General features: G+C 59.0%; 20 protein-coding genes. 4 read left to right on the forward strand and 16 right to left on the reverse strand.

Going from position 1 to position 24,304, the window contains the following annotated elements:
- Nucleotides 1-333 precede the first annotated feature (333 nt).
- Nucleotides 334-3,099, reverse strand: a complete 2,766-nt coding sequence (locus ABHT90_RS08135) for an FtsX-like permease family protein (RefSeq protein WP_346982177.1) — start codon at nucleotides 3,097-3,099, stop codon at nucleotides 334-336.
- A 5-nt stretch (nucleotides 3,100-3,104) separates the two neighbouring features.
- A complete protein-coding gene (locus ABHT90_RS08140; protein ID WP_117816947.1) occupies nucleotides 3,105-3,806 on the reverse strand; it encodes an ABC transporter ATP-binding protein in 702 nt (233 codons plus the stop codon).
- Nucleotides 3,807-4,077: 271 nt separating this feature from the next.
- On the opposite strand from ABHT90_RS08140, the gene ABHT90_RS08145 reads away from it, so the two are divergent.
- Complete coding sequence (locus ABHT90_RS08145) at nucleotides 4,078-4,716, forward strand: GyrI-like domain-containing protein (RefSeq protein WP_346982178.1); 639 nt, start codon at nucleotides 4,078-4,080, stop codon at nucleotides 4,714-4,716.
- A gap of 185 nt (nucleotides 4,717-4,901) precedes the next feature.
- Nucleotides 4,902-6,146, forward strand: coding sequence for a chloride channel protein (locus tag ABHT90_RS08150; RefSeq protein ID WP_346982179.1), 1,245 nt, complete (start codon nucleotides 4,902-4,904; stop codon nucleotides 6,144-6,146).
- Nucleotides 6,147-6,215: 69 nt separating this feature from the next.
- Here the strand turns inward: ABHT90_RS08150 and ABHT90_RS08155 are convergent, their stop codons facing one another.
- The 6 genes from ABHT90_RS08155 to ABHT90_RS08180 form a co-directional block, all read right to left on the reverse strand.
- Complete coding sequence (locus ABHT90_RS08155; protein WP_346982180.1) at nucleotides 6,216-6,890, reverse strand: TIGR00266 family protein; 675 nt, start codon at nucleotides 6,888-6,890, stop codon at nucleotides 6,216-6,218.
- A 166-nt stretch (nucleotides 6,891-7,056) separates the two neighbouring features.
- The gene (locus tag ABHT90_RS08160; protein WP_118449198.1) at nucleotides 7,057-8,436 is read right to left on the reverse strand and encodes a sensor histidine kinase; all 1,380 of its coding nucleotides are present in this window, start codon (nucleotides 8,434-8,436) and stop codon (nucleotides 7,057-7,059) included.
- A complete protein-coding gene (locus tag ABHT90_RS08165) occupies nucleotides 8,433-9,122 on the reverse strand; it encodes a response regulator transcription factor (RefSeq protein ID WP_346982181.1) in 690 nt (229 codons plus the stop codon). Before ABHT90_RS08165 ends, ABHT90_RS08160 begins: the two co-directional genes overlap by 4 nt.
- A gap of 228 nt (nucleotides 9,123-9,350) precedes the next feature.
- Complete coding sequence (locus ABHT90_RS08170; RefSeq protein WP_233502817.1) at nucleotides 9,351-9,929, reverse strand: methylated-DNA--[protein]-cysteine S-methyltransferase; 579 nt, start codon at nucleotides 9,927-9,929, stop codon at nucleotides 9,351-9,353.
- Between the two features lie 453 nt (nucleotides 9,930-10,382).
- Nucleotides 10,383-11,408, reverse strand: a complete 1,026-nt coding sequence (locus tag ABHT90_RS08175) for an aspartate-semialdehyde dehydrogenase (protein ID WP_346982182.1) — start codon at nucleotides 11,406-11,408, stop codon at nucleotides 10,383-10,385.
- Nucleotides 11,409-11,582: 174 nt separating this feature from the next.
- Nucleotides 11,583-12,971 carry an aspartate kinase gene (locus tag ABHT90_RS08180; protein WP_346982183.1) on the reverse strand — a complete coding sequence of 463 codons (1,389 nt, stop codon included), beginning with the start codon at nucleotides 12,969-12,971 and terminating at the stop codon, nucleotides 11,583-11,585.
- Between the two features lie 104 nt (nucleotides 12,972-13,075).
- On the opposite strand from ABHT90_RS08180, the gene thrC reads away from it, so the two are divergent.
- On the forward strand, nucleotides 13,076-14,593 hold the full coding sequence (gene thrC / locus ABHT90_RS08185; RefSeq protein WP_346982184.1) for a threonine synthase: 1,518 nt from the start codon (nucleotides 13,076-13,078) through the stop codon (nucleotides 14,591-14,593).
- A gap of 203 nt (nucleotides 14,594-14,796) precedes the next feature.
- On the forward strand, nucleotides 14,797-15,678 hold the full coding sequence (gene thrB, locus ABHT90_RS08190) for a homoserine kinase (RefSeq protein ID WP_006234874.1): 882 nt from the start codon (nucleotides 14,797-14,799) through the stop codon (nucleotides 15,676-15,678).
- A gap of 259 nt (nucleotides 15,679-15,937) precedes the next feature.
- Here thrB and yihA read toward each other — a convergent pair whose 3' ends face one another.
- The 8 genes from yihA to ABHT90_RS08230 all read right to left on the reverse strand — a co-directional run bounded on the left by yihA (nucleotide 15,938) and on the right by ABHT90_RS08230 (nucleotide 24,165).
- Complete coding sequence (gene yihA, locus ABHT90_RS08195) at nucleotides 15,938-16,528, reverse strand: ribosome biogenesis GTP-binding protein YihA/YsxC (protein ID WP_089572350.1); 591 nt, start codon at nucleotides 16,526-16,528, stop codon at nucleotides 15,938-15,940.
- A gap of 39 nt (nucleotides 16,529-16,567) precedes the next feature.
- Nucleotides 16,568-17,308: a 5'-methylthioadenosine/S-adenosylhomocysteine nucleosidase gene (mtnN, locus tag ABHT90_RS08200; protein ID WP_346982185.1), complete on the reverse strand. Its 741-nt coding sequence runs from the start codon at nucleotides 17,306-17,308 to the stop codon at nucleotides 16,568-16,570.
- A gap of 78 nt (nucleotides 17,309-17,386) precedes the next feature.
- Nucleotides 17,387-17,575: a serine hydrolase gene (locus tag ABHT90_RS08205; protein ID WP_316368522.1), complete on the reverse strand. Its 189-nt coding sequence runs from the start codon at nucleotides 17,573-17,575 to the stop codon at nucleotides 17,387-17,389.
- Nucleotides 17,576-17,606: 31 nt separating this feature from the next.
- Entirely contained in the window at nucleotides 17,607-18,425 is an 819-nt protein-coding gene (gene pflA / locus ABHT90_RS08210; protein ID WP_346982186.1) for a pyruvate formate-lyase-activating protein, read from the reverse strand.
- A 185-nt stretch (nucleotides 18,426-18,610) separates the two neighbouring features.
- Nucleotides 18,611-19,465 (reverse strand): DegV family protein, encoded by an 855-nt coding sequence (locus ABHT90_RS08215; RefSeq protein ID WP_346982187.1) that lies wholly within the window; start codon nucleotides 19,463-19,465, stop codon nucleotides 18,611-18,613.
- 276 nt (nucleotides 19,466-19,741) lie between these two features.
- Nucleotides 19,742-21,184, reverse strand: a complete 1,443-nt coding sequence (locus tag ABHT90_RS08220) for a glycoside hydrolase family 32 protein (RefSeq protein ID WP_346982188.1) — start codon at nucleotides 21,182-21,184, stop codon at nucleotides 19,742-19,744.
- 101 nt (nucleotides 21,185-21,285) lie between these two features.
- A complete protein-coding gene (locus tag ABHT90_RS08225) occupies nucleotides 21,286-22,737 on the reverse strand; it encodes a PTS transporter subunit EIIC (RefSeq protein ID WP_346982189.1) in 1,452 nt (483 codons plus the stop codon).
- Nucleotides 22,738-22,782: 45 nt separating this feature from the next.
- On the reverse strand, nucleotides 22,783-24,165 hold the full coding sequence (locus tag ABHT90_RS08230; RefSeq protein ID WP_346982190.1) for a family 43 glycosylhydrolase: 1,383 nt from the start codon (nucleotides 24,163-24,165) through the stop codon (nucleotides 22,783-22,785).
- Nucleotides 24,166-24,304 lie beyond the last annotated feature (139 nt).

Below are 24,304 nucleotides of genomic sequence, written 5' to 3' on the forward strand. Positions count from 1 at the left end.
TATTACGAGCTCCTGTGCGAATTGGAGAGAGCGCTCCCGCAAACTGCCTCTTGACAACTTATAGGAGCGTCGGTTTTAATTTCATAATCTTTGTCATGGTCGAGGGTGTGGTAGCAAACGTAGTAGATAGGCCCATTTTGTGGCATACGACCCATACAAGCCCAATCTCGAAGGCTAAAGAGAGCCTCTCATCCACGCCTGTGAGCGAAAACCAAATAGAATGAAAGGCAAATGGAAAGCCCGTTTGACGGGACAAACGCCGGGCCACATAATGGTTGTCCGGCGTTTGCCCAGATAAAACCTGCCAAAATAAACCTGTCCCTTTTTGGCAGGTTACTCGGCGCTCTTGAGGGCGCCGACCATGTCGATCTTGTTGAGGGTACGGTTGGTGGCGAGGTTGACGATAAACGTAAAGCCAAAGGCCAGAAGCACGGATAGCACGTAGCTCAGCGGCTCGACCTCAACATCAAAATACAGCGACGGCATCTGCAAAATGTACGTAAAACTCTCGGCCAGCAAGCCGCCCAGCGGCACGCCCAGCGCAGCGCCGATCGCCGTGAGGATCAACGTCTCCTTGTTGACGTAGTGGTGCACCTCGCCACGGCGGAAGCCCAGCACCTTGATGGCCGCCAGCTCGCGTTCGCGCTCGGAGATATTCGTGTTGGACAGCGTAAACACCACCACAAACGACAGGCACGCCGCCATAAAGGTCACGAGCACCACGACCGAATTGATAATCGTAAAGTTCGCCTCATAGTTTTCCCAATGCTCGGCCGTACTCGAAATCGTAAGCCAACCGTCACTCTTAAGATTCTTGCTAAACGCAATCTGGTCGGCCGACGAACCCTTAAGCAGCACAAAGACGCCGTTAAGGCGTGCACTTCGACCGAACGCGCGCTCATAGGTGCCCTGCGTCATGTAAAGCGTGTTGCCCAGATAGTTGAGCGAGATGTCGCTGACTTTGACCTTGGCAACATTGAGCGACGAATCCTGGACGTGTGCCGTATCGCCCGGCTTGATCCCCAGCACCAGCTGAGAGCTCTTGCTCAAATACACATCCCCGTCACGCAGGGCGAGCGGTTCTTTGGACTCGTCCTCTAGGCGCACGTAGTCATCCAGGTCGTTCGTGCGGTCATCGGGCACCACGATCAGCTGCACAGTCTCGCTCTTACCGCCAAACGTAAAGGTGACGTTGTCGGTCATAATCGGCAGCGTCGAAGTCACAGTCACGTTGGAATCATTGGCTGCACTGCGCTCATCCAGTGCCGCGCACGTCTGCGAAAAATCATCGGGATTGGCAACCGCCAGCAGGTCATAGCGCGTGATATGCCCGTACTGCTTGGGCGACAACGCGACCGACGTATCACGGATGCCCATACCGCAAATCACAAGCGCCGTGCAGCCCGCAATGCCGAAGATGGTCATAAAGGCGCGCTTTTTGTAGCGGAATAAGTTGCGTGCAGCGACCTTGTTCAAAAAGCCCATGCGGTGCCAGATAAAGCCGATGCGCTCGAGCAGAATGCGCGAGCCGGCGCGCGGGGCCTTGGGGCGCATGAGCGAGGCTGGGGTCTCGGCCATCTCGTGGCGGCAGGCGATAATCGTGGCGCCCACCACGCCCACGGCAAACAGCGCTACCGACACGAGTGATGACACGATGTCGTACGAAAGCAACATCTGGGGCAGCGAGTACATGTCGTCGAACACCGTAAACAGGAACAGCGGCAGACCCACAAATCCGATGATATTGCCGAGCACGCCACCGATCAGACACGCCCACAGCGAGTAGTCCACATATTTGGACAGGATACGCCCGCGTGAATAGCCGAGCGCCTTGTACAGGCCAATAAGCGTGCGCTCCTCCTCGACCATGCGGGTGGCGGTGGTGAGGCTGATAAGCACGGCGACGATAAAGAAGATGAACGGGAACACCGTGGCGATGGCCTCGATCGAAGAACTATCGCTCTCGACGCTCGAGTAGCTTGCGATATTGCCGCGGTCCTGGATGTACCAGGTGCATTCGCCTAGGTCAGAGAGCTCGGCGCGGGCATCGGCAAACTGCTGGTCGGCGGCGGCGCGGCGCTGGTCCAGGTCGGTTTGCGCCTGCGCACGCTCGTCGCTGCCCTCGGCCATGCGATTGATGTTGTCCTGCTCGATCCCAAAGACCATATTCGCCTGACGCTCAGCCGCGTCCAAGCTCGCCGGTGTGTCGACCGTCAGCTCCTGAGCGCGCGCCTTCTCACGCTCCTCGCGGATCTTCTCGATATTGCCCTTGACCTCATTGATCTTTGCCGAGTAGGCATCCGAATAGGAGTTGAGGCTCTTGGCTCCCTCGACGACCACGTGGACAGCGGAGTAGGAAGAAGATGTCGCGGCATCCTCGCTCACGTAGAACTTGTAGTCCGCAGTCGAAGCAGCGCGAAAGGCGTTGACTGTCGAGTCGGAGCTCACGTCGGTAGGATCGAGAACCTCGGCCGTGATGGTGTAGTCCCCATCGGCAAACTGGTCCTTGGCGCTTTGGTTCGACGAGCTCGCATCATTGGCGGCAAAACTCACCGTATCGCCGATTTTCTTGCCCGAAGCCTTCAAAAAACGTGAGGTCACTGCCACTTCGCCCGAAGTCTCGGGCAGCTCGCCGCGTACTAGCACCTGTTGGTCAATATTCTCTTTGGAGAGGCTCTGTACGACGACACGCTCGCGCGTCGTACCCACGGCGGTATAGGCGGTCTCGGTATAGATGCCCTCGGCCGTCTCGACGCCATCGACCTCTTGGATCGCGGCAAGATCGTCATCGGTCAGACCATAGGTCGACTGCACGTTGATGTCATAGACATTCTGCTGGTCAAAATAGGCGTCGACCGAATCACACAGGTCCTCGCAGCCCGCCTTAAGGCCGCACATCACGCTCACGCCAAGCGCGGTGATCACAACGATAGACAAGAAGCGTTTGAGGCTGCCGCGAATCGTGCGGTAGATGCCACGGCGAAAAACCGTCGGCACCATATCGTTTGAGCTTTGGGCGGTACGGTAGGTCGTAAAATCCTGCTCGCGCTCCGTGTTCTGCGCGTCGCGGCGTTGACTGTTTTGGCGGTCCTGATTCATGGGCGCTACCACTCGATCGTCTCGATGGGCACAGGATTTTGCTGGACCGTCTCGCTCTCCACGCGGCCGCTCTTAAAGCGGATCAGGCGATCGGCCATGGGCGCCAGCGCAGAGTTGTGGGTGATGATGATGACCGTAATGCCTTGCTTGCGGCAAGTGTCCTGTAGCAGCTGCAAGATCTGCTTGCCAGTTTTGTAGTCGAGTGCACCCGTAGGCTCGTCGCACAAAAGCAGCTTGGGGTTCTTAGCCAGCGCGCGGGCGATGGATACGCGCTGCTGCTCGCCGCCCGAAAGCTGCGCCGGAAAGTTAGCGAGGCGGTCGCCCAGGCCAACCTGGCGAAGCGTTTGCTCGGCATCGAGCGAATCGGGGCAGATCTGCGCCGCGAGTTCGACGTTCTCAAGCGCCGTCAGGTTAGGGACCAGATTGTAGAACTGAAAGACAAAGCCGACGTCAGCGCGACGGTATTCCACAAGCTGAGCCTCGTTGGCAGAGCTCACGTCACGCCCGTCCACCGTCACGGTGCCAGAAGTTGCCGTGTCCATGCCGCCCAGAATGTTGAGGGCCGTGGTCTTGCCGGCGCCCGAAGCACCCAGAATGATGGCGAGCTCGCCGCGCTCGACCGTAAAGCTCGCGCCGTCGAGCGCGTGGATGCGGGCGTCGCCCTCGCCGTATGCCTTGATGACGTCTTTGAATTCGATATAGGCCATCGATTAATTCCCATCTGGTCGGATAACTCTTTAGTATTACCCATTTCGCACCGACCAAAAAGGGACAGGTTTATTTTGGCATGTTTTATATGGGGAAACGGCAGCTATAGATGAGGCGCCGGGGAGGCCGAGAAATCATCGACGGGGTCAGGCCGACCGCCAAACACAACGCACGCATCTCAATCTGTCAGCCAAATAATTCGAACAGCTGTTCGTTTCTATGATATGATTCAACTATCTAAGCAGGCCAATACGCAGAAAGGCGGCCAACATGGCGTTCGACTTTAAGAAGGAATGCAAGGAGCTCTACAAACCTGCAAGCAAGCCGAGTATCGTAACAGTCCCGCCTATGAGCTACGTTGCCGTTCGCGGAAAGGGCGACCCAAATACCGAAGGTGGCGAGTATCAAAACGCCCTGCCGCTACTTTACGGCATCGCCTATACCGTCAAGATGTCGAAGAAAGGCTCAAGGAGTATCGAGGGCTATTTCGACTTTGTGGTACCGCCGCTTGAGGGTTTCTGGTGGCAAGAGTCCCCGAGCGGCGACATCGATTATGTACACAAGGACAATTTCAACTTTATCTCGTGCATCCGCCTGCCTGATTTCGTCACCCGAGATGACTTTGGCTGGGCAGTCGCGGAAGCCACGACCAAAAAGAAACTGGACTTTTCCGCCGTCGAACTGCTTAAAGTTGACGAGGGTCTCTGCGTTCAATGCATGCACACCGGGCCCTACGACAACGAACCGGCGACCGTAGACGCTATGCATGAATACACGACCGAGCTGGGCTATGTTCCCGACTTCTCAGACACCCGTTTACATCACGAAATCTATCTCTCCGATCCACGCAAATGCGCACCGGAGAAACTTAAGACCGTGGTTCGTCATCCTATCAAGCGCGCTGAATAGCGTGGGGCGTCATTTCACGCGCTAGGTTTTAAGCCAGCCAACCAGCCGCCTCCTAGGCCGTCCGGTAATTATCTTGACGCGGCCCGTCGCATCTTATAAGTTTGTTTTGCTAAAGCTGGAAAGCCTCTCAACGATGCGCAACTCCAGCTCTTTTTCTATCAAGAGAGCAAGTGTCGGAAAGCAAAATGTCAGAAAGCAGCGCTTCGAGCAGAATCAAACGCCTGGTCAACACCTATAGCGGTCTCGTGCTCATGGGCGCCGTCGGAATCCCTATCGGCGTTATCGTTGGCGCCATCTGTGCCCTTTTTGGTCGTGTGCTCCTGGCAATTGGCGCCTTCCGTGACGAGCACATCGTACTGCTCCTTCCCTTCCTCGCCCTCATGGGCTTGGCCATCGTATTTGCCTACCGCACCTGGGGCAAAGGCACCGATCGGGGCATGAGCTTAGTATTCGACGTAGGTCACGGACGCGAGGACGCCATCTCCCCGCGTCTGGTGCCGCTCATTATGCTGAGCACGTGGGCCACGCATCTCTTTGGCGGCAGCGCGGGACGCGAAGGCGTAGCCGTGCAGATCGGCGCAACCGTCTCGCATTGGATCGGCCGACGTCTACCTTTCCGAGAACCCGGCAACACGTTTTTGCTTATCGGCATGGCCGCCGGCTTTGCCGGACTCTTCCGAACGCCCCTCGCCGCCACGGTCTTTGCGGTCGAGGTGCTGGTCGCCGGACGCATGGAATACCGCGCGCTGTTTCCCGCGCTTACGGCTTCACTTGCCGCAAGCATGACCTCGGGCGCCCTGGGGCTCGAGAAGTTCGAGGTCGCCGTTACCGCCTCGTATGCGCTCGACCTCCCCGGTCTTGGACGGCTGGCGCTGCTGGGCATCGCGTTTGGCATGGTGGGTGGCGCTTTTGCCTGGTGCCTTGCCCACGCCAAGACCCTTGCGGCGCGGCTGCTCCCCAGCCCTTACATACGCATTGCCGTTATGGGCCTTGCGCTGTCGGCGATTCTGTTCGTGCTGTGGCAGGGGCGATACTGCGGCCTTGGCACCAACCTGATATCGGCGGCGCTCAACGGTGACGGCAAGGTCACCATCATGCCTTGGGACTGGGCGCTCAAATTCACACTCACCATCGCCACGCTTGCCGCAGGATATCAAGGTGGTGAGGTGACGCCGTTGTTCTCCATCGGAACCAGCCTGGGTGTCGTGCTCGCCGGAATTCTCGGCATGCCCGTCGAGCTCTGCGCCGCGCTGGGATACGCCGCCGTCTTTGGCAGCGCCACCAACACGCTGCTCGCGCCCATCTTTATTGGCTGCGAGGTCTTTGGCTTTAGCAGTCTGCCGACGTTCTTTATTGTCTGCGTCGTGGCCTACCTGTTCAACATGGATAAGTCGATCTATGCACTGCAGGAGCACAGCCGCACCCGATAAACAGGGCGTTTGCCACCAAAAAACGCGCACGACAGGCCAGGCCCGCCGCGCGCGTCATCCTATACACGATTAGTTATTGTTGTTGGTCATCGAAGCCACTGCTGCCGCAAGATTGGAAATAGGCATTGTCTGCAGCCAGATGCGCCCCGGACCGGTGAGCACAGTGTTAAACACGCCTTCACCGCCAAACATGATGTTTTTGACGCCCTTGACCATCTGCGCGTCGATGCTCACCGTCTCCTCAAAGCCGGCCACGTTGCCGGTATCTACAATCATTTGCTGGCCAGCAGCAAGCTCGTACTCAACTAGGTCGCCGTCGATCTCGGCAAAGGCAATACCCGAGCCCGTGAGCTTTTGCATGATAAAACCCTCGCCGCCAAAGACGCCGGTCTTTGCCTTCTTGTTAAAGTGGATGCTCAGCTCAACACCACTTTCCACGGCAAGGAACGAACGCTTCTGCAAAATCCAGCTCTTACCAGGGCCAATCTCGATCGGTATAATGCGGCCGGGGAAGCAAGAGCCAAACGCAATCATGCCATCGCCGTGCGCGGTCCAAATGTTTTGGAACAACGCCTCACCCGAAAAAGCCTTAGAGAACATCTTGCCTATGCCACCGCCCGAGGTGGACATCTCCATGTTGGGGGTCATCCAGACCATGGCACCGCTTTCGGTGATCATGGATTCGCCGTCGCTAAGGTTGCACGTAACAACCGGGAAAGCCCCTCCGCCGATCTCGTACTGCATGACCGTCTCCTTTCCTTCGGGAGCCGAACAACGATGTCCATATTTTAGCAGTTAGAGGTGCGTTTATTTGGGTCGGTGGCGTTCATGGCGCCGATCACCGCCAGCCTCCGCTGCCGTCTGCACAGATAAAACCTGCCAAAATAAACCTGTCCCTTTTTGGCAGGTTTTAGAGGCGGACGGTGAAGGTGATCTGATGATCGTGGCCGGATACGGTGGCGGATCCGCCATGGGCTTCGGCGATGGCGCGCACGACGGACAGCCCCACGCCCGAGCCACCTGTCTTGGAGCTGCGCGACACGTCCGCACGATAGAAGCGGTCGAACAGCCGGTCCAGGTCGCCCTCGGGCAGCTCATCAACAGCATTCGATACGACAAGCTCGGCCGAGCCTTTGCCCGCACCGCGCGAAACGGCACGCAGGCTCAGCTCGATCACGCTGTCCTCGCTTGCGTAGCGTGTGGCGTTGTCCAGCAGCAGCTCAACAACCTGCGCCACTGCCGCGGCATCGGCATGGGCCCGCACACCGCTCGCGATCGACGTCGACAGCCGCTTTCCGCGCGAAACCGCCACCGATTCAAATGGCGTCGCAGCCGTGTCCACGGCCTCCGAAAGATCAATCGTCGCCATAGTAAAGCCGGCCGAACCCTCGTCCATACGCGCCAGGAACACCAGACGCTCCGTGAGCGCCGTCAGCCGCGCGACCTGCTCGTGAATGCTCTGCGTCCACTCGCTCTCGCCGCTCTCGATCTCTTGGACCTCGTTGGCGGCGTCAATCACGGCCAGCGGCGTTTTGATCTCGTGGCTTGCATCGGTAATGAAGCGCTTCTGTTTGCTATAACTCTCGACCATCGGCCGAATCACCGCACCCGAGGCGACCGTTACAATTGCCAGCACCGCCAGCCAGCCAATGCAGCTGATTGCCACACTCGCGCTCAAAAACGAATGGAAACTTGCAAGCTCGCGCGAACAGTCCACGAACACATAGGTTGTCTTGTCGCCCTGAACCGTAGCCGTATAACGGTAGTTGCCAGAAAAGCCCGAAGTCCAACCCTTGGAATATAGTCCTGCAGCGATGCGGGCGGCACGCTTGGCACCTACCGCGGCAATGCGGGCCGTGTTGACATCGGTCACCTGCCCGCCGGCAATCGACACCGTAAAGTAGCGCGTGTCGAAGGGAGACTCCGCCGTCATGCCTTCAAAATGCACATCGCGAACGGCCGCCCGGTTACCGGTAGCAACCTTGCCGGCAACCGCATCCTGACCGGGACCGGTCTTAGGCTCGTCCTCCCCATCAATGCCATCCTTGCCTGCCAGGATATAGTCCAGTCGTGCATCGGCCATCTTGCAAACATGCGAATAATTGACAATGTTGATGCCAGCGATGATGAGCGTGAGCACCACGGTCACAGCGCCCATGGCAACGAGGATGAACTTACGACGCAGGCGACGGCCCATTGCACTGGCAGCATCGGCGCGCCCCGGATTACCCGAGCCCACACCCATGCCGAGCTTCGCCGCCATGCGCTTGCACCACGTGCGCACGCTCACGCCCGTTCTCCTTCCTCGACAACCTCGAGCGAATATCCCTGGTTGTGCGACGCGCGGATGGCCAGGTCGGCACCCAGTGCCGTCAGCTTTTTGCGCAGGTACGAGATGTAGACCCACACCACATTGGCGCCTTCGGGCGCGTCTTCGCCCCAAACCTCGAGCATCAGACGTTCGGTGGGCATACGCGTGCCGGCGTTGCGCATAAAGAGCTCCATAAGCTGAAACTCACGATTGGCCAGGTGCTCCTCACCCAAGGGACCCGCAAGCGTGCACGATGCCGTGTCGAGGCGCACGTTGCCCACGCTGAGCGTCGTGGCGTCAATTGCCGTGGCGGCACGCGTCATGGCACGAATGCGAGCAAGTAGCTCCTTGGCGGCGAACGGCTTAGTCAGGTAATCGTTGGCGCCGGCGTCCAAGCCCTCGACCTTATCGGACACCTCGCTTTTTGCCGTAAGCATAATGATGGGCAGACGTTTGCCGGCCTCACGTGTGCGCTTGAGCACCTCGATACCATCCATGCCGGGCATCATGATGTCCAGGATTGCAGCGTCATAGTCGTTGGCGAGTAGATATTCGAGCGCCGTCAGACCGTCGAGTGCGGTATCGACCTCGTAGTCGCTATGTTGAAGAATCGCGGTGAGGGCGCGGGAGAGACCAGGTTCGTCCTCGGCAAGCATCAGCTTCATAGTTGCTCCTTTGGCGCACGGCTATACAGGTTTCGATACTGCCGATGATAGCGCACCGCCAGCTGCCTTAGCGCAGCCCTAGCTGCTCAACCTGCACATTTTTAAATGCGCAGAATATGGCTTAGCCAAACTTAAGGCGCACGTGTCGAGCGCTTTGACGCATGCCGGGCGCGAAGGGACAGTGACTCGTCCTTTCACGGCGTCCTAGTTATGCAAAGTGCTCGAGCGTTACTCCTCGTACGCGCCCTCAAGCCGAAGCAGCCACTCCTTGCGGTCAAGCCCGCCGGCATATCCGTTGAGCGAACCATCGGCGGCAACTACGCGATGGCACGGCACGATAATCGAAATGGGATTACGCGCGACCGCAGCCCCCACCGCACGAGGAGACACAGCGGGCGCTTCATTTCCCGGCACACGATGTCGAGCCGCTACACGCTGGGCGATCTCGCCATACGTAGCGACCTCGCCACGCGGAATAGAAAGCAGCTCAAACCAAACCTCGCGCTGAAACGCCGTACCAATCAAATGCAACGGCGGCGTAAACCGAGGCTCCTGCCCCGCAAAATAAGCATTCAGCCAAGCCCATGAACGCTCAAGCACCGAAGAGGCCACACCATTTGCCGGACTCACCGACGACATGCCACCGGTACCGGAAACCGCGTCGGCGCCTTCAACATGTTCGGAGTCTTCCCGGAGAAGCGTGGAACCAAAGTGCTCCTGCCCCTCAAACCAAAGCCCCGTCAGACCGCGGCCATCAGCGGCAAGCAAGATTTCGCCCAAAGGCGAAGCAAATGTCGTCGTGACCACCAGCGGCTCCTTTCAAAACTCCGCAACATAATACCGCGAATTGTGCAGACAACCCCAATCGACCCCAAAGTCACCCAAGGCAGCAGGCGCGACAGCGCCCCAGCTGCCGCACGACCCCAAAGTCCCCGCAGGCAGCAGGCGCAACGCGTCGCAGCTGCCGGCCGCGCTCCGCGGCCCCCAAGGCGGCAGGCGCAAAGCGCCGAGGCCGCCGCCGGGACTAGGGCCCGCAACAACCACGTGCCCCCACATCAGCCCAGCGGCCCCAACCAGCAACGGCCCCATCGCAGGCCGCTCGCAGCCGAGTCGCCGCAGGCGGGGGCCGGGCTTAGTTTTCAGAACACTCCGCAGACCAGTGTGGCGCCTTGTCCGCAGCTCCGAAGGAGCAGGACAAGGCGCCACACATGGTCGAGGACGTTCTGAAAACTAAGCCCGGACCCCGCCGGACAGGTCGCACTACTCGCAGAGCAGCTTAGCAATCTGGACGGCGTTGGTTGCCGCGCCCTTACGGATTTGGTCGCCGCAGCACCAGAAGGTGATGCCGCGCGCGGCCTCGGGGTTCGAGATGTCGCGACGCACACGGCCGACCCAAATCAAATCCTGGTCGGAGGTGTCCATCGGCATGGGGAAGCGATCGTGCGCATCCTCGGCGCTCATATCGTCAACCAGCTTCACGCCCGGAGCGGCAGCCAGCGCAACACGGGCCTCGTCAACCGTAATGTCACGCTCGAACTCGAGCGTAATGTTCTCGGAGTGCGAGCGCAGCACGGGCACGCGCACGCAGGTGCAGTTCACGCGCAGCTCGGGCAGGTGCATGATCTTGCGGCCCTCGTTTTGCAGCTTCATCTCCTCGGAGGTAAAGCCCTCCTCCTTGACGCCACCGATCTGCGGAATCAGGTTGCTCGCCAACTGGGCGGCAAAAGCGCGCGGCTCGGGAATCTCTTCGCCACGGCCCAGGGCGGCCAGTTGAGCCTCGAGCTCGGCCATGCCGGGAGCGCCAGCGCCCGAAGCCGCCTGGTACGTCGAAACGATCATGCGCTTCACGCCAGCGAGCTGATGCAGCGGCCACGTGGGAACCAAGCCGATGATGGTCGCGCAGTTGGGGTTGGCGATCAGGCCGTGATGCCACTTGATGTCATCGGCATTGATCTCGGGCACGACCAGCGGCACCTCGGGATCCATGCGGAAGGCGTGGCTGTTGTCAACCACGACGGCGCCGCGCTTGACGGCCTCGGGCAGCAGCTCCTTTGCGATATCGTCGCCGGCGGCGCCAAGCACAATGTCGCAGCCCTCAAAGGCCTCGGGGCAAGCCTCCTCAATCACGATCTGCTCGCCGCGGAACTCGACGGTCTTGCCCGCAGAGCGTGCGCTCGCTAGCAGCTTGAGCTTGCCGACCGGGAACTCCTGCTCATTGAGGCACTCGAGCATCTGGGTGCCCACGGCTCCCGTCGCGCCCAAAATAGCAACCGTGTACTGTTTCATGCTTCCCCCTTTAAAGGTTGTGGCTTTTGCCCGCACGCCGAGCAGGCCGATAATTGTTGCCAGTGTATACAAGAACGGGGCGGGCACGAAACCCGCCCCGCCGAAACGAAACCGAAACGAAACGCCCCGCAGTTGATTTTTGGCACTTATCCCAAAAATCCACCGAGATAGCAGCTACTTGTGGAGCGCAGCCAGAGCGGGATCGACCGGCGCGGAAGCCTCCAGGTCGGAGACCTTCACAATGCCGTTCTCATCGGAGAAGGCACGGTAAATGGTCCGAATCGCTAGGTCGAAGTCCTTCTCCTCGACACCGATGATGATGTTGATCTCGTCGCAGCTCTGCGAAATCATACGCACGCTCACGCCGGCCTGGCCAAGCATGCCAAACAGATGGCCCGAGATACCTGCGCGGCCGCGCAGGTTACGGCCGACGGTCGCGATGAGCGCCAAGCCCTCGACAACCTCGATCTCGAGCGGTTCGACCTCCTGCTGGATGTCGCCCACGAGCGAGTACAGCGAATCGTGCACATCCTTCTCCTGCACCACGGCGCCAAAGCGGTCGACACCGGTGGGCATGTGCTCGACGGAAACGTCATAGCGCTCGAACACCGAAAGTGCGCGGCGCATAAAGCCGACACGGGGCTTGGTACGGTCACGAGCCACGTTGATGGCGACAAAACCGCGCTTGCCGGTCACGCCGGTAATGATGGGCTCGGCCTCGCCCTCATCGGCCGTCTCGCTAATGATGGTGCCGGGGTCCTGCGGCGCGTTGGTGTTCTTGATGACCAGCGGAATGCCAGCCTCGCGCACGGGGAACACAGCTTCCTCGTGCAGAACGCTCGCACCCATGTACGAAAGCTCGCGCAGCTCCTCGTAGGTAACGCGCGCAATGGGCTGAGCCTCGGGAACAATGCGAGGATCGGCAGAATAGAAGCCCGAAACGTCGGTCCAGTTCTCGTACAGGTCGGCGCCCAGGCACTTGGCCAGGATTGAGCCGGAAATATCGCCGCCACCACGGTCGAGCAGCTTGATCTGGCCCTCACGCGTCGCGCCGTAGAAACCGGGCATAACAAAGCCGCCCTGCTGGCCGTACTCCTGCACCAGCTCGGAGGTGCGATTCATGCTGAGCGTACCGTCGTGATGGAACGCCACAACCGTCGCGGCGTCCAGGAACGGCAGACCCAGGTATTCGGCCATCAGGCGAGCGGTGAAGTACTCGCCGCGGCTCACGAGCTCCTCGGTGGAGTAACCGCCCGAGCGGGCGCGCTCGGCAAAAGCCGCGAACTCCTCACGGATGGGATAGGTGAGCTCCAGCTCGTCAGCGATATCAAAATAGCGCTGGCCGATGTCCTCGAGCAGCTCCTCGCACGACACGTGGTACTTAACGTGCGCGTTAACCAGGTAGAGCAGGTCGGTCACCTTGGTGTCGCCCTTAAAGCGGCGACCACAGGCGGAAACCACCACAAAACGGCGAGCCGGGTCAGCATCGACGATGGCCTTGATCTTCTTGAAGTGTTCGGCGTCGGCGACCGACGAGCCGCCAAACTTGGCAATCTTAATCATGGGCTGGAGGTTACCTTTCTAAAAAGCCTCTGCGAACCTATTTTGCGCGCTCTGATACCATGGTTTCACCGATTGGGACCAAGGCATCCGAGGAGCAGTGTTATATGGGAACTTATCATAGTACACGAGGACGCACTTTATCGTGCTCAAGTAAGGTGGCAATCCGTACCGGCATCGCTCCCGACGGGGGTTTGTTTGTCTCGGACGAGCTCGGCACCCAGCAGGTCGATATCAGCTCGCTTGCAGATAAATCGTACTTTGAAATCGCTCAAGATGTGTTGGGAATGTTACTGAATGATTACACGGCCGAAGAAATTTCGGCGTGTGTCGACGAGGCATACCGTGGCACGTTCGCGAGTGAAGAGGTTACGCCGCTCGTCAAACTCGACGCTGCGCCGGGCGCTGACGCCCCTCAGACCTATGTGATGGAGCTCTTTGGCGGTCCCACGAGCGCCTTCAAGGACGTCGCCCTGCAGATGCTCCCCCGCTTGATGGCCCGCACTTCCGCCAAGGACGGCGGCGCCGAGCGCATCATGATCGTCACCGCCACGTCGGGCGACACAGGCAAGGCAGCACTCGCCGGCTTTGCCGACGCCCCGGGCACGGGCATCACCGTCTTTTATCCCGAGGGCAAGGTCAGCCGCGTGCAGAATCTGCAGATGTCCACGCAGGAGGGCGGCAACGTCGCCGTCTGCGGCATCCGCGGCAACTTCGACGACGCCCAGAGTGCCGTCAAGCGCATCTTTGCCGATAAGGAGCTGGCCGAGCGCCTTGAAGCCGCCGGCACCGTGCTTTCGAGCGCCAACTCCATCAACGTCGGCCGCCTGGTGCCGCAGGTCGTCTACTACTTTGCCGCCTATGCGCAGCTGCTGCGCGCCGGCGCCATCGAGGCCGGCGATGCCGTGGAGTTCTGCGTACCGACCGGCAACTTTGGCGATATCCTGGCCGGCTACTACGCCAAGCGCATGGGTCTGCCCGTCGCCAAACTCGTCGTGGCCAGCGACAAGAACAACGTGCTCGCTGACTTCCTGACCACCGGCGTCTACGACCGCAACCGCCCGTTCTTCACAACCATCTCGCCGTCGATGGACATCCTCATCAGCTCCAACCTGGAGCGCATGCTGTACTTCCTGTCCGATGGCGACTGCGAGCTCGTTGCCGGCCTTATGGAGCAGCTGGCGCAGACGGGTCGCTACGAGGTGCCCGCCGAGCTGCTAGCCAAGATTCAGAGCGTCTTTGGCTGCGGCTGGGCCAGCGAGGACGAGGTCCGCACTGCCATCAAGAGCTGCTGGGACGCCAACGGCTACGTGATCGACCCGCACACCGCCTGCGGCTATCACGTCTTTGAGCAGGTCGCCCCCGCCGAGGGCGCTAAGGCTCGCGTGCTGCTTTCGACCGCCAGCCCCTACAAGTTCCCGCGCGCCTGCTGCGACGCCCTGGGCCTCGATGTTCCCGAGGATGATTTTGAGGCTATGCGTGTGCTCGAGCAGGCAACCAACACGGTTGCCCCGGTCCAGCTAGCCGAGCTCGAGTCCAAGCCCGTCCGCTTCGAAGACGTCTGCGACGTCGATGAGATGGCGAGCTACGTCGAGCAGGCTGCAAAAAAGATAGCAACCAACTAAACCCCTTATAAGGCGCCGGCGAAAGCCGGCGCACCTTCTTTTATCAGATACCTACCGGGATGATGACGAACGTGCATAGCGTGCCTGGCTGTTTAGTTCGTCGCGAGTTCCGCACGCAAAGGAAAGCACTTAATGTGCTTTCCGTCTTGCGCAGGACTGCCCGAGCAACGAACTAAACAGCCAGGCACGCCAGGAGGACTCACATGATCAAGATCACCGTCCCAGCAACAAGCGCCAACTTGGGCATTGGCTACGATACCCTCGGCATGGCCGTCAGCCTCTACTCGCACTTCACCTTCGAGCGCGCCGACAAACTCACCATCACGGGCTGCCCCGAGGAATTCCAAAACGAGAACAACCTGGTCTACGTGAGCTTTGTCGATGCACTGGCTGCATGGGGCGAGCCGGCTTTTCCCGTTGCCATCGACATCCAGACCGACGTGCCCGTCGCCCGCGGCCTGGGCTCCAGCTCCACCTGCGTCGTCGCCGGCATTATGGCCGCCGCCGCACTGACAGGCCACACCGTCGACCGCGCCGAGCTGGTTCGCATTGCCACCGAAGTCGAGGGCCATCCCGATAACGTCGCCCCCGCTATCCTGGGCGGCGCCGTCTGTTCCTTTACGCCGACCGATTCGCTCCCCCAGTGCCTGCGCTACGAGGTGAGCGATCGCCTGCGTTTTATTACCGTGATTCCGCCCTACGAGGTGCATACGAGCGAGGCGCGCAAGGTTGTGCCGCAGGAGATTCCACTCTCCACCGCCGTGTGGCAGATGGGCCGCATCGCCGGCATGACGCGCGGCTTGGAGACTGGTGACCTCGACCTGATTGCCGCCGCCAATGACGACCGCATCCAGGAACCCTATCGTCGCCGTCTGATTCCCGACTACAACGCCGTGCGCGACACCTGCCTTAACGGCGGCGCCAAGACCATCTGGATCAGCGGCTCGGGCTCGACTCTCATGGCCGTGACTGACGACACCATCGTGGCAAAGTTCCTGCAGGTCAAGCTGCGCGAGCAGTTCCCTAAGTGTGATACGCATATTCTGACGTGCGACACCGAGGGCGCTCAAATCGAGTACCTGTAGACATCCTCCTCATATACCTGTCCGGGACGGTCGGGATGTTCCCTCAAAATCGTCCTCGCGCATGAAGGCCCCTTGTCCTGCTCCTACGGAGCGACGGATAAGGGGCCTTCGCGCTGCGGAATGATTTTGAGGGAACATCCCGACCGTCCCTGCGCCTACCTTGCTGAGGATGTCTACAGGGACCCACGCTTTGAAGGGGCGCCGGGCTGAAATATATGGCCCTTTATTGATAGGGGCTCTTGCTAGGCTGGAGCCCTTACTAGAGGCAGGCCTCGGCGATGCGGCGCTTGAGTTCGTCGATACCCACGCCGGTCTGGGAGCTTGTGATGATCACGTTTTCGGCAGGGACGTTGAGCTGCTTTTTGATGGCTGCTGCCTGGCGGGCCTGTTGGGTGCGGCTGAGCTTGTCGGCCTTGGTGAGGCAGACGATAAAGTTGAACTCGTTGCCCTGCAGGTAGTCGATCATGTCATGGTCGAGCTTACTGGGGTCGTGACGAATATCCACCAGCGATACGACCAGGTTAAAGCTGCGCTCGGAGTCAAAGAAGTCGCCGATGAGCTCGGCCCAGCGGTCGCGCTCGGCCTTGGAACGGCGGGCGAAACCGTAACCCGGCAGGTCGACAAAGTGCACGTCGTCGGCCTCGAAGAAGTTGATGTTGCTCGTCTTGCCCGGTGTGCTCGAAACCTTGACGAGGTTCTTGCGGCCAAAAAGCTTGTTCATGATCGACGACTTGCCCACGTTGGAGCGGCCGACGAAGCTCACCTCGGGGCAAGTGGACTCGGGAATCTGCGAAACCTTGCCATAGCTGGCAACGAACTTGGCAAGCTGGTAGTTAATGGAATCGGCCATGGACACTCCTTGGTCGTAGGTTCTTACAAAAAAAGCGCGCTAATAGATAGCAGCGATACGGCGAACGATATCGAGCGTAATGCCACTCGCGGTGCGGGCATACTCGAACAGGTCGAACTCGCGGTCGCAAATCGCATCGTACGCCTCGTCACAATTATCGCTGATAGCGCGCAGCACCAGGCAATCGACACCATTTTTGGTTGCGACGTGGGCAATTGCCGCGCCCTCCATGCCGACACAATCGGCATGCGTCGCCTCGATAGCGTCGTTGCGCATGGCGGCGCCCGTCACAAAGCGGTTACCCGTGGCAATCGTGCCGACCAGGAACTGCTTTGCGCCCTCGTTCGAAGCTGCTGCATTTGTCGAAGCATCAACAAACCCACGCTCAGCAAGCACATCGGCAGCAATATCGACCAGCGCAGGCGTCGAGCCAAACTCCTCGAGCCCCGGTGCAGACTCGGCGATAAGCGCAGTATCGGTATCCAGATAGCGCAGGCATTTGCCGATGACCACGTCGTCGATATGGAGCTTGGGGTTCAAACCGCCCGCGATACCCGAAAGCACAACTGCCTGCGGAGCATACTTGCTAATGAGGTGCTGTGTTGCGGCGGCAGCGTTCACCGTGCCCATACCCGCCGTCGTGGCGACAATCGACAGGCCGTCGAGCCCGCCGGTCACAACGTTCAAGCCCGCCTCCTGTACCATGCAAACGTCGCTCAGCTCTTCCTTAATCTGCATGATCTCTTTTTCGAGCGCACCGATAATCGCGATGGTAGCCATACCATTCCCCAAACCTATACGAAATTCTCAACCAAGGTATGGTACCAGCATTTTGTTTGACCTCGCCAAACGAACACGCTAAGCCAGCGCAGCTCGCGTATCAAACAGAGCCTTTGCAATCGCAGCCGTAACCTCGCTCGAGCGGTCGCTCCACGGCATCGATGTCATGACGCTCATGACATAGGTACGGCCATCGATGTCGATAAGGCCCGCATCGCATGTCGAATAGCAACCGTCCTCGCTGATCCAACCCGCCTTGTTGCACATCTTAAAGGGTAGTCAATTTGGGACGGGCTTGTTAGCCGATGGCCGACCTGAGCTCCGCACGGCGCTTTTTCATACCGGCCATAACGGCATTGCGCAGCTCGGGCATGCGCGCGGTATCCATCTGGGGCACGCCCTCGAGCTTATAGGGAATGCCCAGTTGCTCGTACTTGACGACACCCATCGTGTGATACGGCAGCATCTCCAGGCCGACCACGTTATGCCACGGGGCAATCAAGCGACCGAGCGCCTCGCACTCCTCCACCGTATCGGTAATACCCGGCACTACCACGTGGCGGATAACGACCTTAATCTTGCGACGGGCAAGCTCATCACCAAACGCCAGAATACGTGCGGGATCGCAACCGGTCAGCTTTTTATGCTCGACGGGATCGGCGTGTTTAATGTCGAGCAGCACCATATCGGTCTCGTTGAGTACGGCATCGAACTTCTCGGGATGCGCGGGATCGAACGCATAGCCGCAGCTATCCAAGCAGGTATGCACGCGGCCGTCGGGGTTATTGTGCATGGCGCGGAACAGGTCGGCCAAAAACTCAGGCTGCAGGAGCGGCTCGCCGCCGGACACCGTAATACCACCGCTGCGGTAAAACTCATGGTTGCTCTGAAACTCGTCCATCAGGTGCTCGACGGTCACCATGGTGCCGCCGTTAACCGACCAGGTATCGGGGTTGTGGCAATACGCACAGCGCATGGGGCAGCCCTGAACAAACACCACAAAGCGGATGCCGGGTCCATCGACCGTTCCCATCGTCTCAATCGAATGCACGCGGCCCAGGGCAAACGCGGAGTCCTCAGGACGAGCGTCCACACCCTCGAGCGTCATCTCAGCCATTCCCGCTACCTTGCCTCTCATTGGTTTTAGCTACATAAATGCCAGAGTCATTCTAGCCTATATGCTTGATGGCGAAACGGTTTAGCGGTCAATTGGATTGTCCTATTTGGCCCCATGCAAAAGCGGCGGGAAGGTTGTCACAACCCGCCCGCCGCCGAGGCAATAGAAATCGATAGACGCAGGCCTTACGCTTTAAGCGTGAGCACCGCGCCGAAGGCGGTCGGGCCGCAATGGCTCGAGATGACGCCGCCGACCTGAGTCCAGGTAACGTCCTTAAAGCCCAGGTCGTGCGCATAGACTTCCATGTCGTCGCGCAGCTCCTCGGAAAGGCCTACCGAATACGCCAGGCCAATGTGCGAGTAGTCAATCTCGCCCTTCGCAACCATGTGGTCAATAAAGGCGCGGGCGCATTTGAGCATAGAGCCGCGGAACTTCTTGGTTGCCACGAACTTGCCGTCCGTCACCTCAATGCAGGGCTTAATCTTGAGCAGGTGGGCACCAAGGAATGCCACGTTGGACAGACGACCGCCCGCCTTAAGGAAGGCTAGGTCGGTAGGAACAAAGCCCAACAGCACACGGTCCATGACGGAATTCGTAAATGCAAAGATCTCGTCGACGGTAGCATCTGGATGGGCTTCGATATACTTAGCGGCCTCGACAACAACGAGCGACTGACCCACCGAGACAAAACGCGTGTCCATGGAGTAGACGTAGTCGCGGCCCTTGGCGGCAATCTTGGAGGACTGATGCGAGCAGGTCGTGGCCTCGGAATACGCGAGATGCAGAATAGTCGCGTCGGGCTGCTCGGCATGGATACGGTCATATACGTGCGCAAAATCTGCCGGCGCACAGCCGCTGGTCTTGGGCATTACGCCAAACTCGTTGCAGCGTGAATAAATCTCGAGCGGATCGATCGAACCGTCCTCGACGGTCTCGTCACCAATCGTGACATGCATAGGTACGCGCACGATACCGTAGCGTTCGCAGAGCTCCGGCGTCACATCCGACCCAGACTCAACCACGATTACGTACTTGCCCATTATCATCACGACCCATCTCAACATTGGCTTTTCAATACATGGCACGCGCCGCCGCACTGTTGCACAACAGCGTCCAAGCGCCAAAGAGACGCCGCCCCTTGCACACAACAAAGGACAGCGTCTCCCTGGAAAACTCCGTGCTTAACTGAGATTTTACACGGTTTATAAATGAGTGTTACTTACTCCGCAAACGGTAGCTATACACGATAAACGGTAGTTCGCTGCGGCAACTGCGACACATTCCACCCGGCAAGTCCAATCGTGCTCCACGCACGGTTAATGCGCGAGGCGGTAGAAATCCATCGACGCCGCACCCTCGGCATGCAACCCCATCGCCGAAACCGCCGGCGAATAGGTACGGCTCGTAAGTGCCGCCTCGCCGCCATTTGCAAAAATCTCGACCATCGTAGTGTCCGAAAGCACGCGCAGGTCGCGAAGCTCGCTGAGCTCGATCGACCTCTGGTCGCGCCCATAGCCTTCGTCACCCATGTCGAGGGTAAGCATCCCGTCTGCATAGCGCACAAAGACACCCTTGCGAATCTCGAGCTCGACCATCTTGGCGCCCTCACAGGAAACCACAAGATCAAACAGGCGGCCCGGCTCCTCAACGGTTTCACCGCCTGTCGCGCGAACGCAGTCGCCGCGCATCCTCTCAATCTCGTGCGCCGGCTGCTGGCAGAGCTTACCATCGCGCATGCTCAGCTCTCGCGGCACCGTCAACGCGCACTGCCACCCGCGCGCCACCGTCGGGTTTTCTGCCGTCGCATCGGGGCAACCCGACCATCCGATCATCAAACGCCGGCCTGCAGCATCCTCAAAGGACTGCGGAGCATAGAAATCAAAACCGGCATCGACCATCGGGGGCATGCCCTGCCCGACGATTTTAAAGCTCGGCGCCTCCCAATCGGCCTCGATAGGGAACCACACGCACTGATGCGGATTGCGGTAACGCCAACCATCGGCAGGCACACCCTGCGGACAGCAAACGAGAATAAGCTCGCCATCGAGCTCAAACAGATCGGGGCACTCCCACATAAAGCCAAAGTTCTCGTCCAGCTCAATGCGCGTCGCATAGCTCCAGACCCCTAAATCACGCGAAGTATAGACAAGCACGCAGCCACGGTCGTCTTTCGTACGAGCGCCCAGAACCATGTAGTAGATACCATCGTGCTCAAGGATCTTGGGGTCGCGCACGTGCGTACCGATATCGTCGGGGTAATCGACTGGTCCAACAGCCATGCGCTTCTCGCCCAATTCGTCGGGATTCTCGGCAACCATATGAATCTGGTTTTGCTCACGGCCCGTCAACACGTAGTCGTAATCATCGCGGTCAAAATGCTTGACGTTGCCGGTATAGAAGTAGTGAATCTTGCCATCACGTACAAAGGCAGAACCAGAATACGCTCCGCTCGAATCCAAATCGGAATCGGGGAACAGCACGGGGCCGTGATTCTCGTACGTCACAAAATCCTTTGTCGTCAGATGGTTCCAAAGCACTGGACCGCCATGCGCAGCATCGAAAGGATCGTATTGATGATAGATGTGATACGTATCACCAATCTGAACCAAACCGTTGGGGTCGTTGAGCCAGCCAAGCTCAGGCTCCACATGGAACAGAAGCCTATCGGGGTCGGACGCGATGCGAGCCGCCGTCTCATCCTGTCCGGCACGCCACTGCTCATAGTCCGCGCGTGTCACCTTGTTTTTTTGATTTAACATCGCCGTTGACTTTCTCGTCTATGGGGAAGGACGCTCGACTCACACGAGTCGAACGCCCTTCCTCAAATGGACTTATCCGCACATTGCACTGAATGGCTCAACTAGAAGCTGACATCGAAGCCAGCGCCAGCGCCCTCTTCATCGGTGGTCGGCACGCCCTTTGCCTTGTTGTAGGCAAAGATCAAGACGATCGGCACGATAAAGGCGATGAGATTGCCAGCCACATACCACACGAGGGTCTCGGGCGTGACGATGAGCAGGCCAAGCACGCCGGTCAGACCCTGACCGATAGCGCGCACCTCAAAGAGCTTGACGAAGGCACCGCCGCAGCCTGCACCGATGCATGCGCAGATGAACGGAATGATCGAATAGCGCATGTTTGCAGCAAAGATAGCGGGCTCGGAGATTCCGACCAGCGTCGGGATAAAGGACGACATGCAGATGTTGCGCTCTTTGGAGTGCTTCTTGTGAATGAGGTACATACCGATGGCGCCGCCGCCCTGGGCGATGATGGAAACCGACCAGATGGCCTGGATGTAGTTGAAGCCAGTCGTGGCAACAAGGTTTGCCTCGATACCCTGGATGAACTGATGCGTACCGGTAACGACGAGCGGCTGCAGGAACGCGTCGAAGACAAAGGCACCAAAGACGCCCATCCTGTTGTACAGGATATCGATTACGCCGGCGAGGACGTCACCGATCAGGTTACCGAGCGGGCCGAACACGGTGAACAGGGCGACGTTAGCAAGAATCAGGGTAACGGTCGGGACAAAGACGAACGAAACGACCTCGGGGATGTACTTCTGGGCAATCTTTTCGACCTTGGCCATAAACCAGGCGGTCAGAATTGCAGGGAACACGCCGCCCTGGAAAGCAACCATGGGAATGGAGAGCGGACCAAAGTTCCAGTACTCAGCACCCGTCGGGTCCATAACGAACGTGTTGCGGTTCATAAGGCTCGGGTGAACCATGACGATACCGACGAGGATGCCCAGGATCGGGTTACCGCCAAAACGCTTGACTGCGCTGTACATAACCAGGACAGGCAGGTAGTCGAACGTGGTGGCGATAATGGCAAAGAAGCTTGCGAGGTTCTTGAGGAACTCGCTGTGATCGGCGAGGCTGCCCTCCATGCCAAAGAGGCCGTTGGCAACGATCAACGACTTAAGGCCGATGATGATTGCAGCGCCGACGAAGGCGGGAATGATGGGGATAAAGATGTCCGAGAATACCTTGAGGACCGAGAAGAACTTGCCCTTCTTGTCCGCCTCGGCGCCCTTGACCTCGGAAGCACTGATCTCCTTAACGCCCGTCAGAGCCATAAACTCATCGTAAACCTTGTTGACGGTACCGGTACCGAAGATGATCATGAGCTGGCCGCTGTTGTACAGCACGCCCTTGACGCCATCGATGTTCTCGAGCTCGGCCTTGTTGTATTTGCTCGTATCCTTGAGCACCAGACGCAGACGGGTCACGCAATGCGTGGCGCCCTCGATGTTCTCCAGTCCGCCGACGTTGTCGACGACTTGCTGGGACACTGCCTTGTAGTCCATGTTCCTCTCCATTCCTTTTCTAAATCATAAAACGGTTCGTTGCCGCTACAGAGACGCGATCGTTGCGTTTGCGCACTTGAGCGCACCGTCGGTGACGGTAAGCGCCACACCCTGGCCCTGCTTGTTGCAGAAGCGAGCGTTGAGCGCAACATCATCGACAAAGATGGTCGCGATGTCGTCGTCGACGACCAGACGCACATGGTGAGTGCCCTCGCCCTTAAAGAACAACGGACGCTCGAGGCCCATGTTGTTGACCTGGAACCACGGGTACTGGGGAACCGGCGTGAACTCGAGCTTGCCCTCGCGCAGGTTGGCGCGGAACTCATAGGCAAGACCGGTCTCGGCGTCCTCAGCGAACTTGACCGAGAAGCCGGCAGCGTTACCGCCGAGCTCAATGTCGGCATCGAGCAAGTAGGTGGAGCCGGCATCCGCGGCGAGCACCTGCTCGACCTTGCCCGACTCGCAGGAAAGCTCAAAGGTCTCGACAGCCTTGCCCTCGCCAAAGGCGCCAAGCATGCTGTCGGGGAGCTTGGTGCCGAGCGTTCCGTCGGCACGCTGAACGATCTCGAGGGGCATAAAGGTGCCACCCCATAGGTAAGAGCTGGGGTCGCCGCCCTCGTCACGCGTAGGAACCCAACCAAAGAGAACGCGACGCTCGCCATCGAATGCGGTGCGAGCGGCGTAGTACGCGCGGCCGTCGAAGGAGTCGTCAGCGGGGGTAATCCAAGGACCGTTGATGGACTTGGACATGCGGTAACGGGTCTTGTTGCCGTCGCTGTACTCGGAAAAGACGAGGTACCACCAGTCGCCCATCTTAAAGAGATCAGGCATCTCAAACATGGTGTACAGGCCCGGGTTCCACCAGTCGCCCTGGAACTCCCAGTTGGTCAGATCCTTGGAGGTGAACTTGACCAGGCGGCCGGTCATCAGACGCTTGTCCTCGCCCACACGCGTGCCGAGGATGAGCATGTACTCCTCGTTCTCCTCATCCCAAAGCACAAAGGGATCGCGCCAGTTGCGGTCATCGTAACCCTCCTGGGGCGGAAGCAGCGTCTCGGCGATGTTCTTCTCCCACTTGACGGCGTCGTCGCTCGTTGCGTGAAGAAGAACCTGCTTCATCAAACGTGCGCGGACCTTATCGCGATTGCAACCAGTGTAGAGCGCATGGTACTTGTCGCCCACCTTAAACACCGTGCCGGCATAAATGTACTGGTCGACTTCCTCGTCGCCGCCGCGCTCAAGGCTCTCGCCAAAGTCCTTGTAGTTGACGAAATCCTTGGTCGTAGCGAGTGCCCAGCCAAACGGCTCTCCGAAAGGTTCGGGGTTACGCGTGTCACGCTGATGATAGAGATAGAACGTGCCGTCCTCGCCGTACGGCATGATGTCGCCTACCCAAATTCCCTCAGGCTGGTAATACACCTTGTGCATCCGAGACTTCCTTTCCACGACATACTAACTCGGTACAATGGCAAGATATGTCAATCGTTTTCATATGTCAAACGTTTTCACACCAATACGTCTTTTCGCAGTTCCAGTCGTCGGCAAACGGTTGACATATGCCGGTGAA

Origin of the sequence: Collinsella aerofaciens, from assembly GCF_039758815.1 — a bacterium.
Classification (GTDB): Bacteria; Actinomycetota; Coriobacteriia; order Coriobacteriales; family Coriobacteriaceae; genus Collinsella; species Collinsella aerofaciens_BP.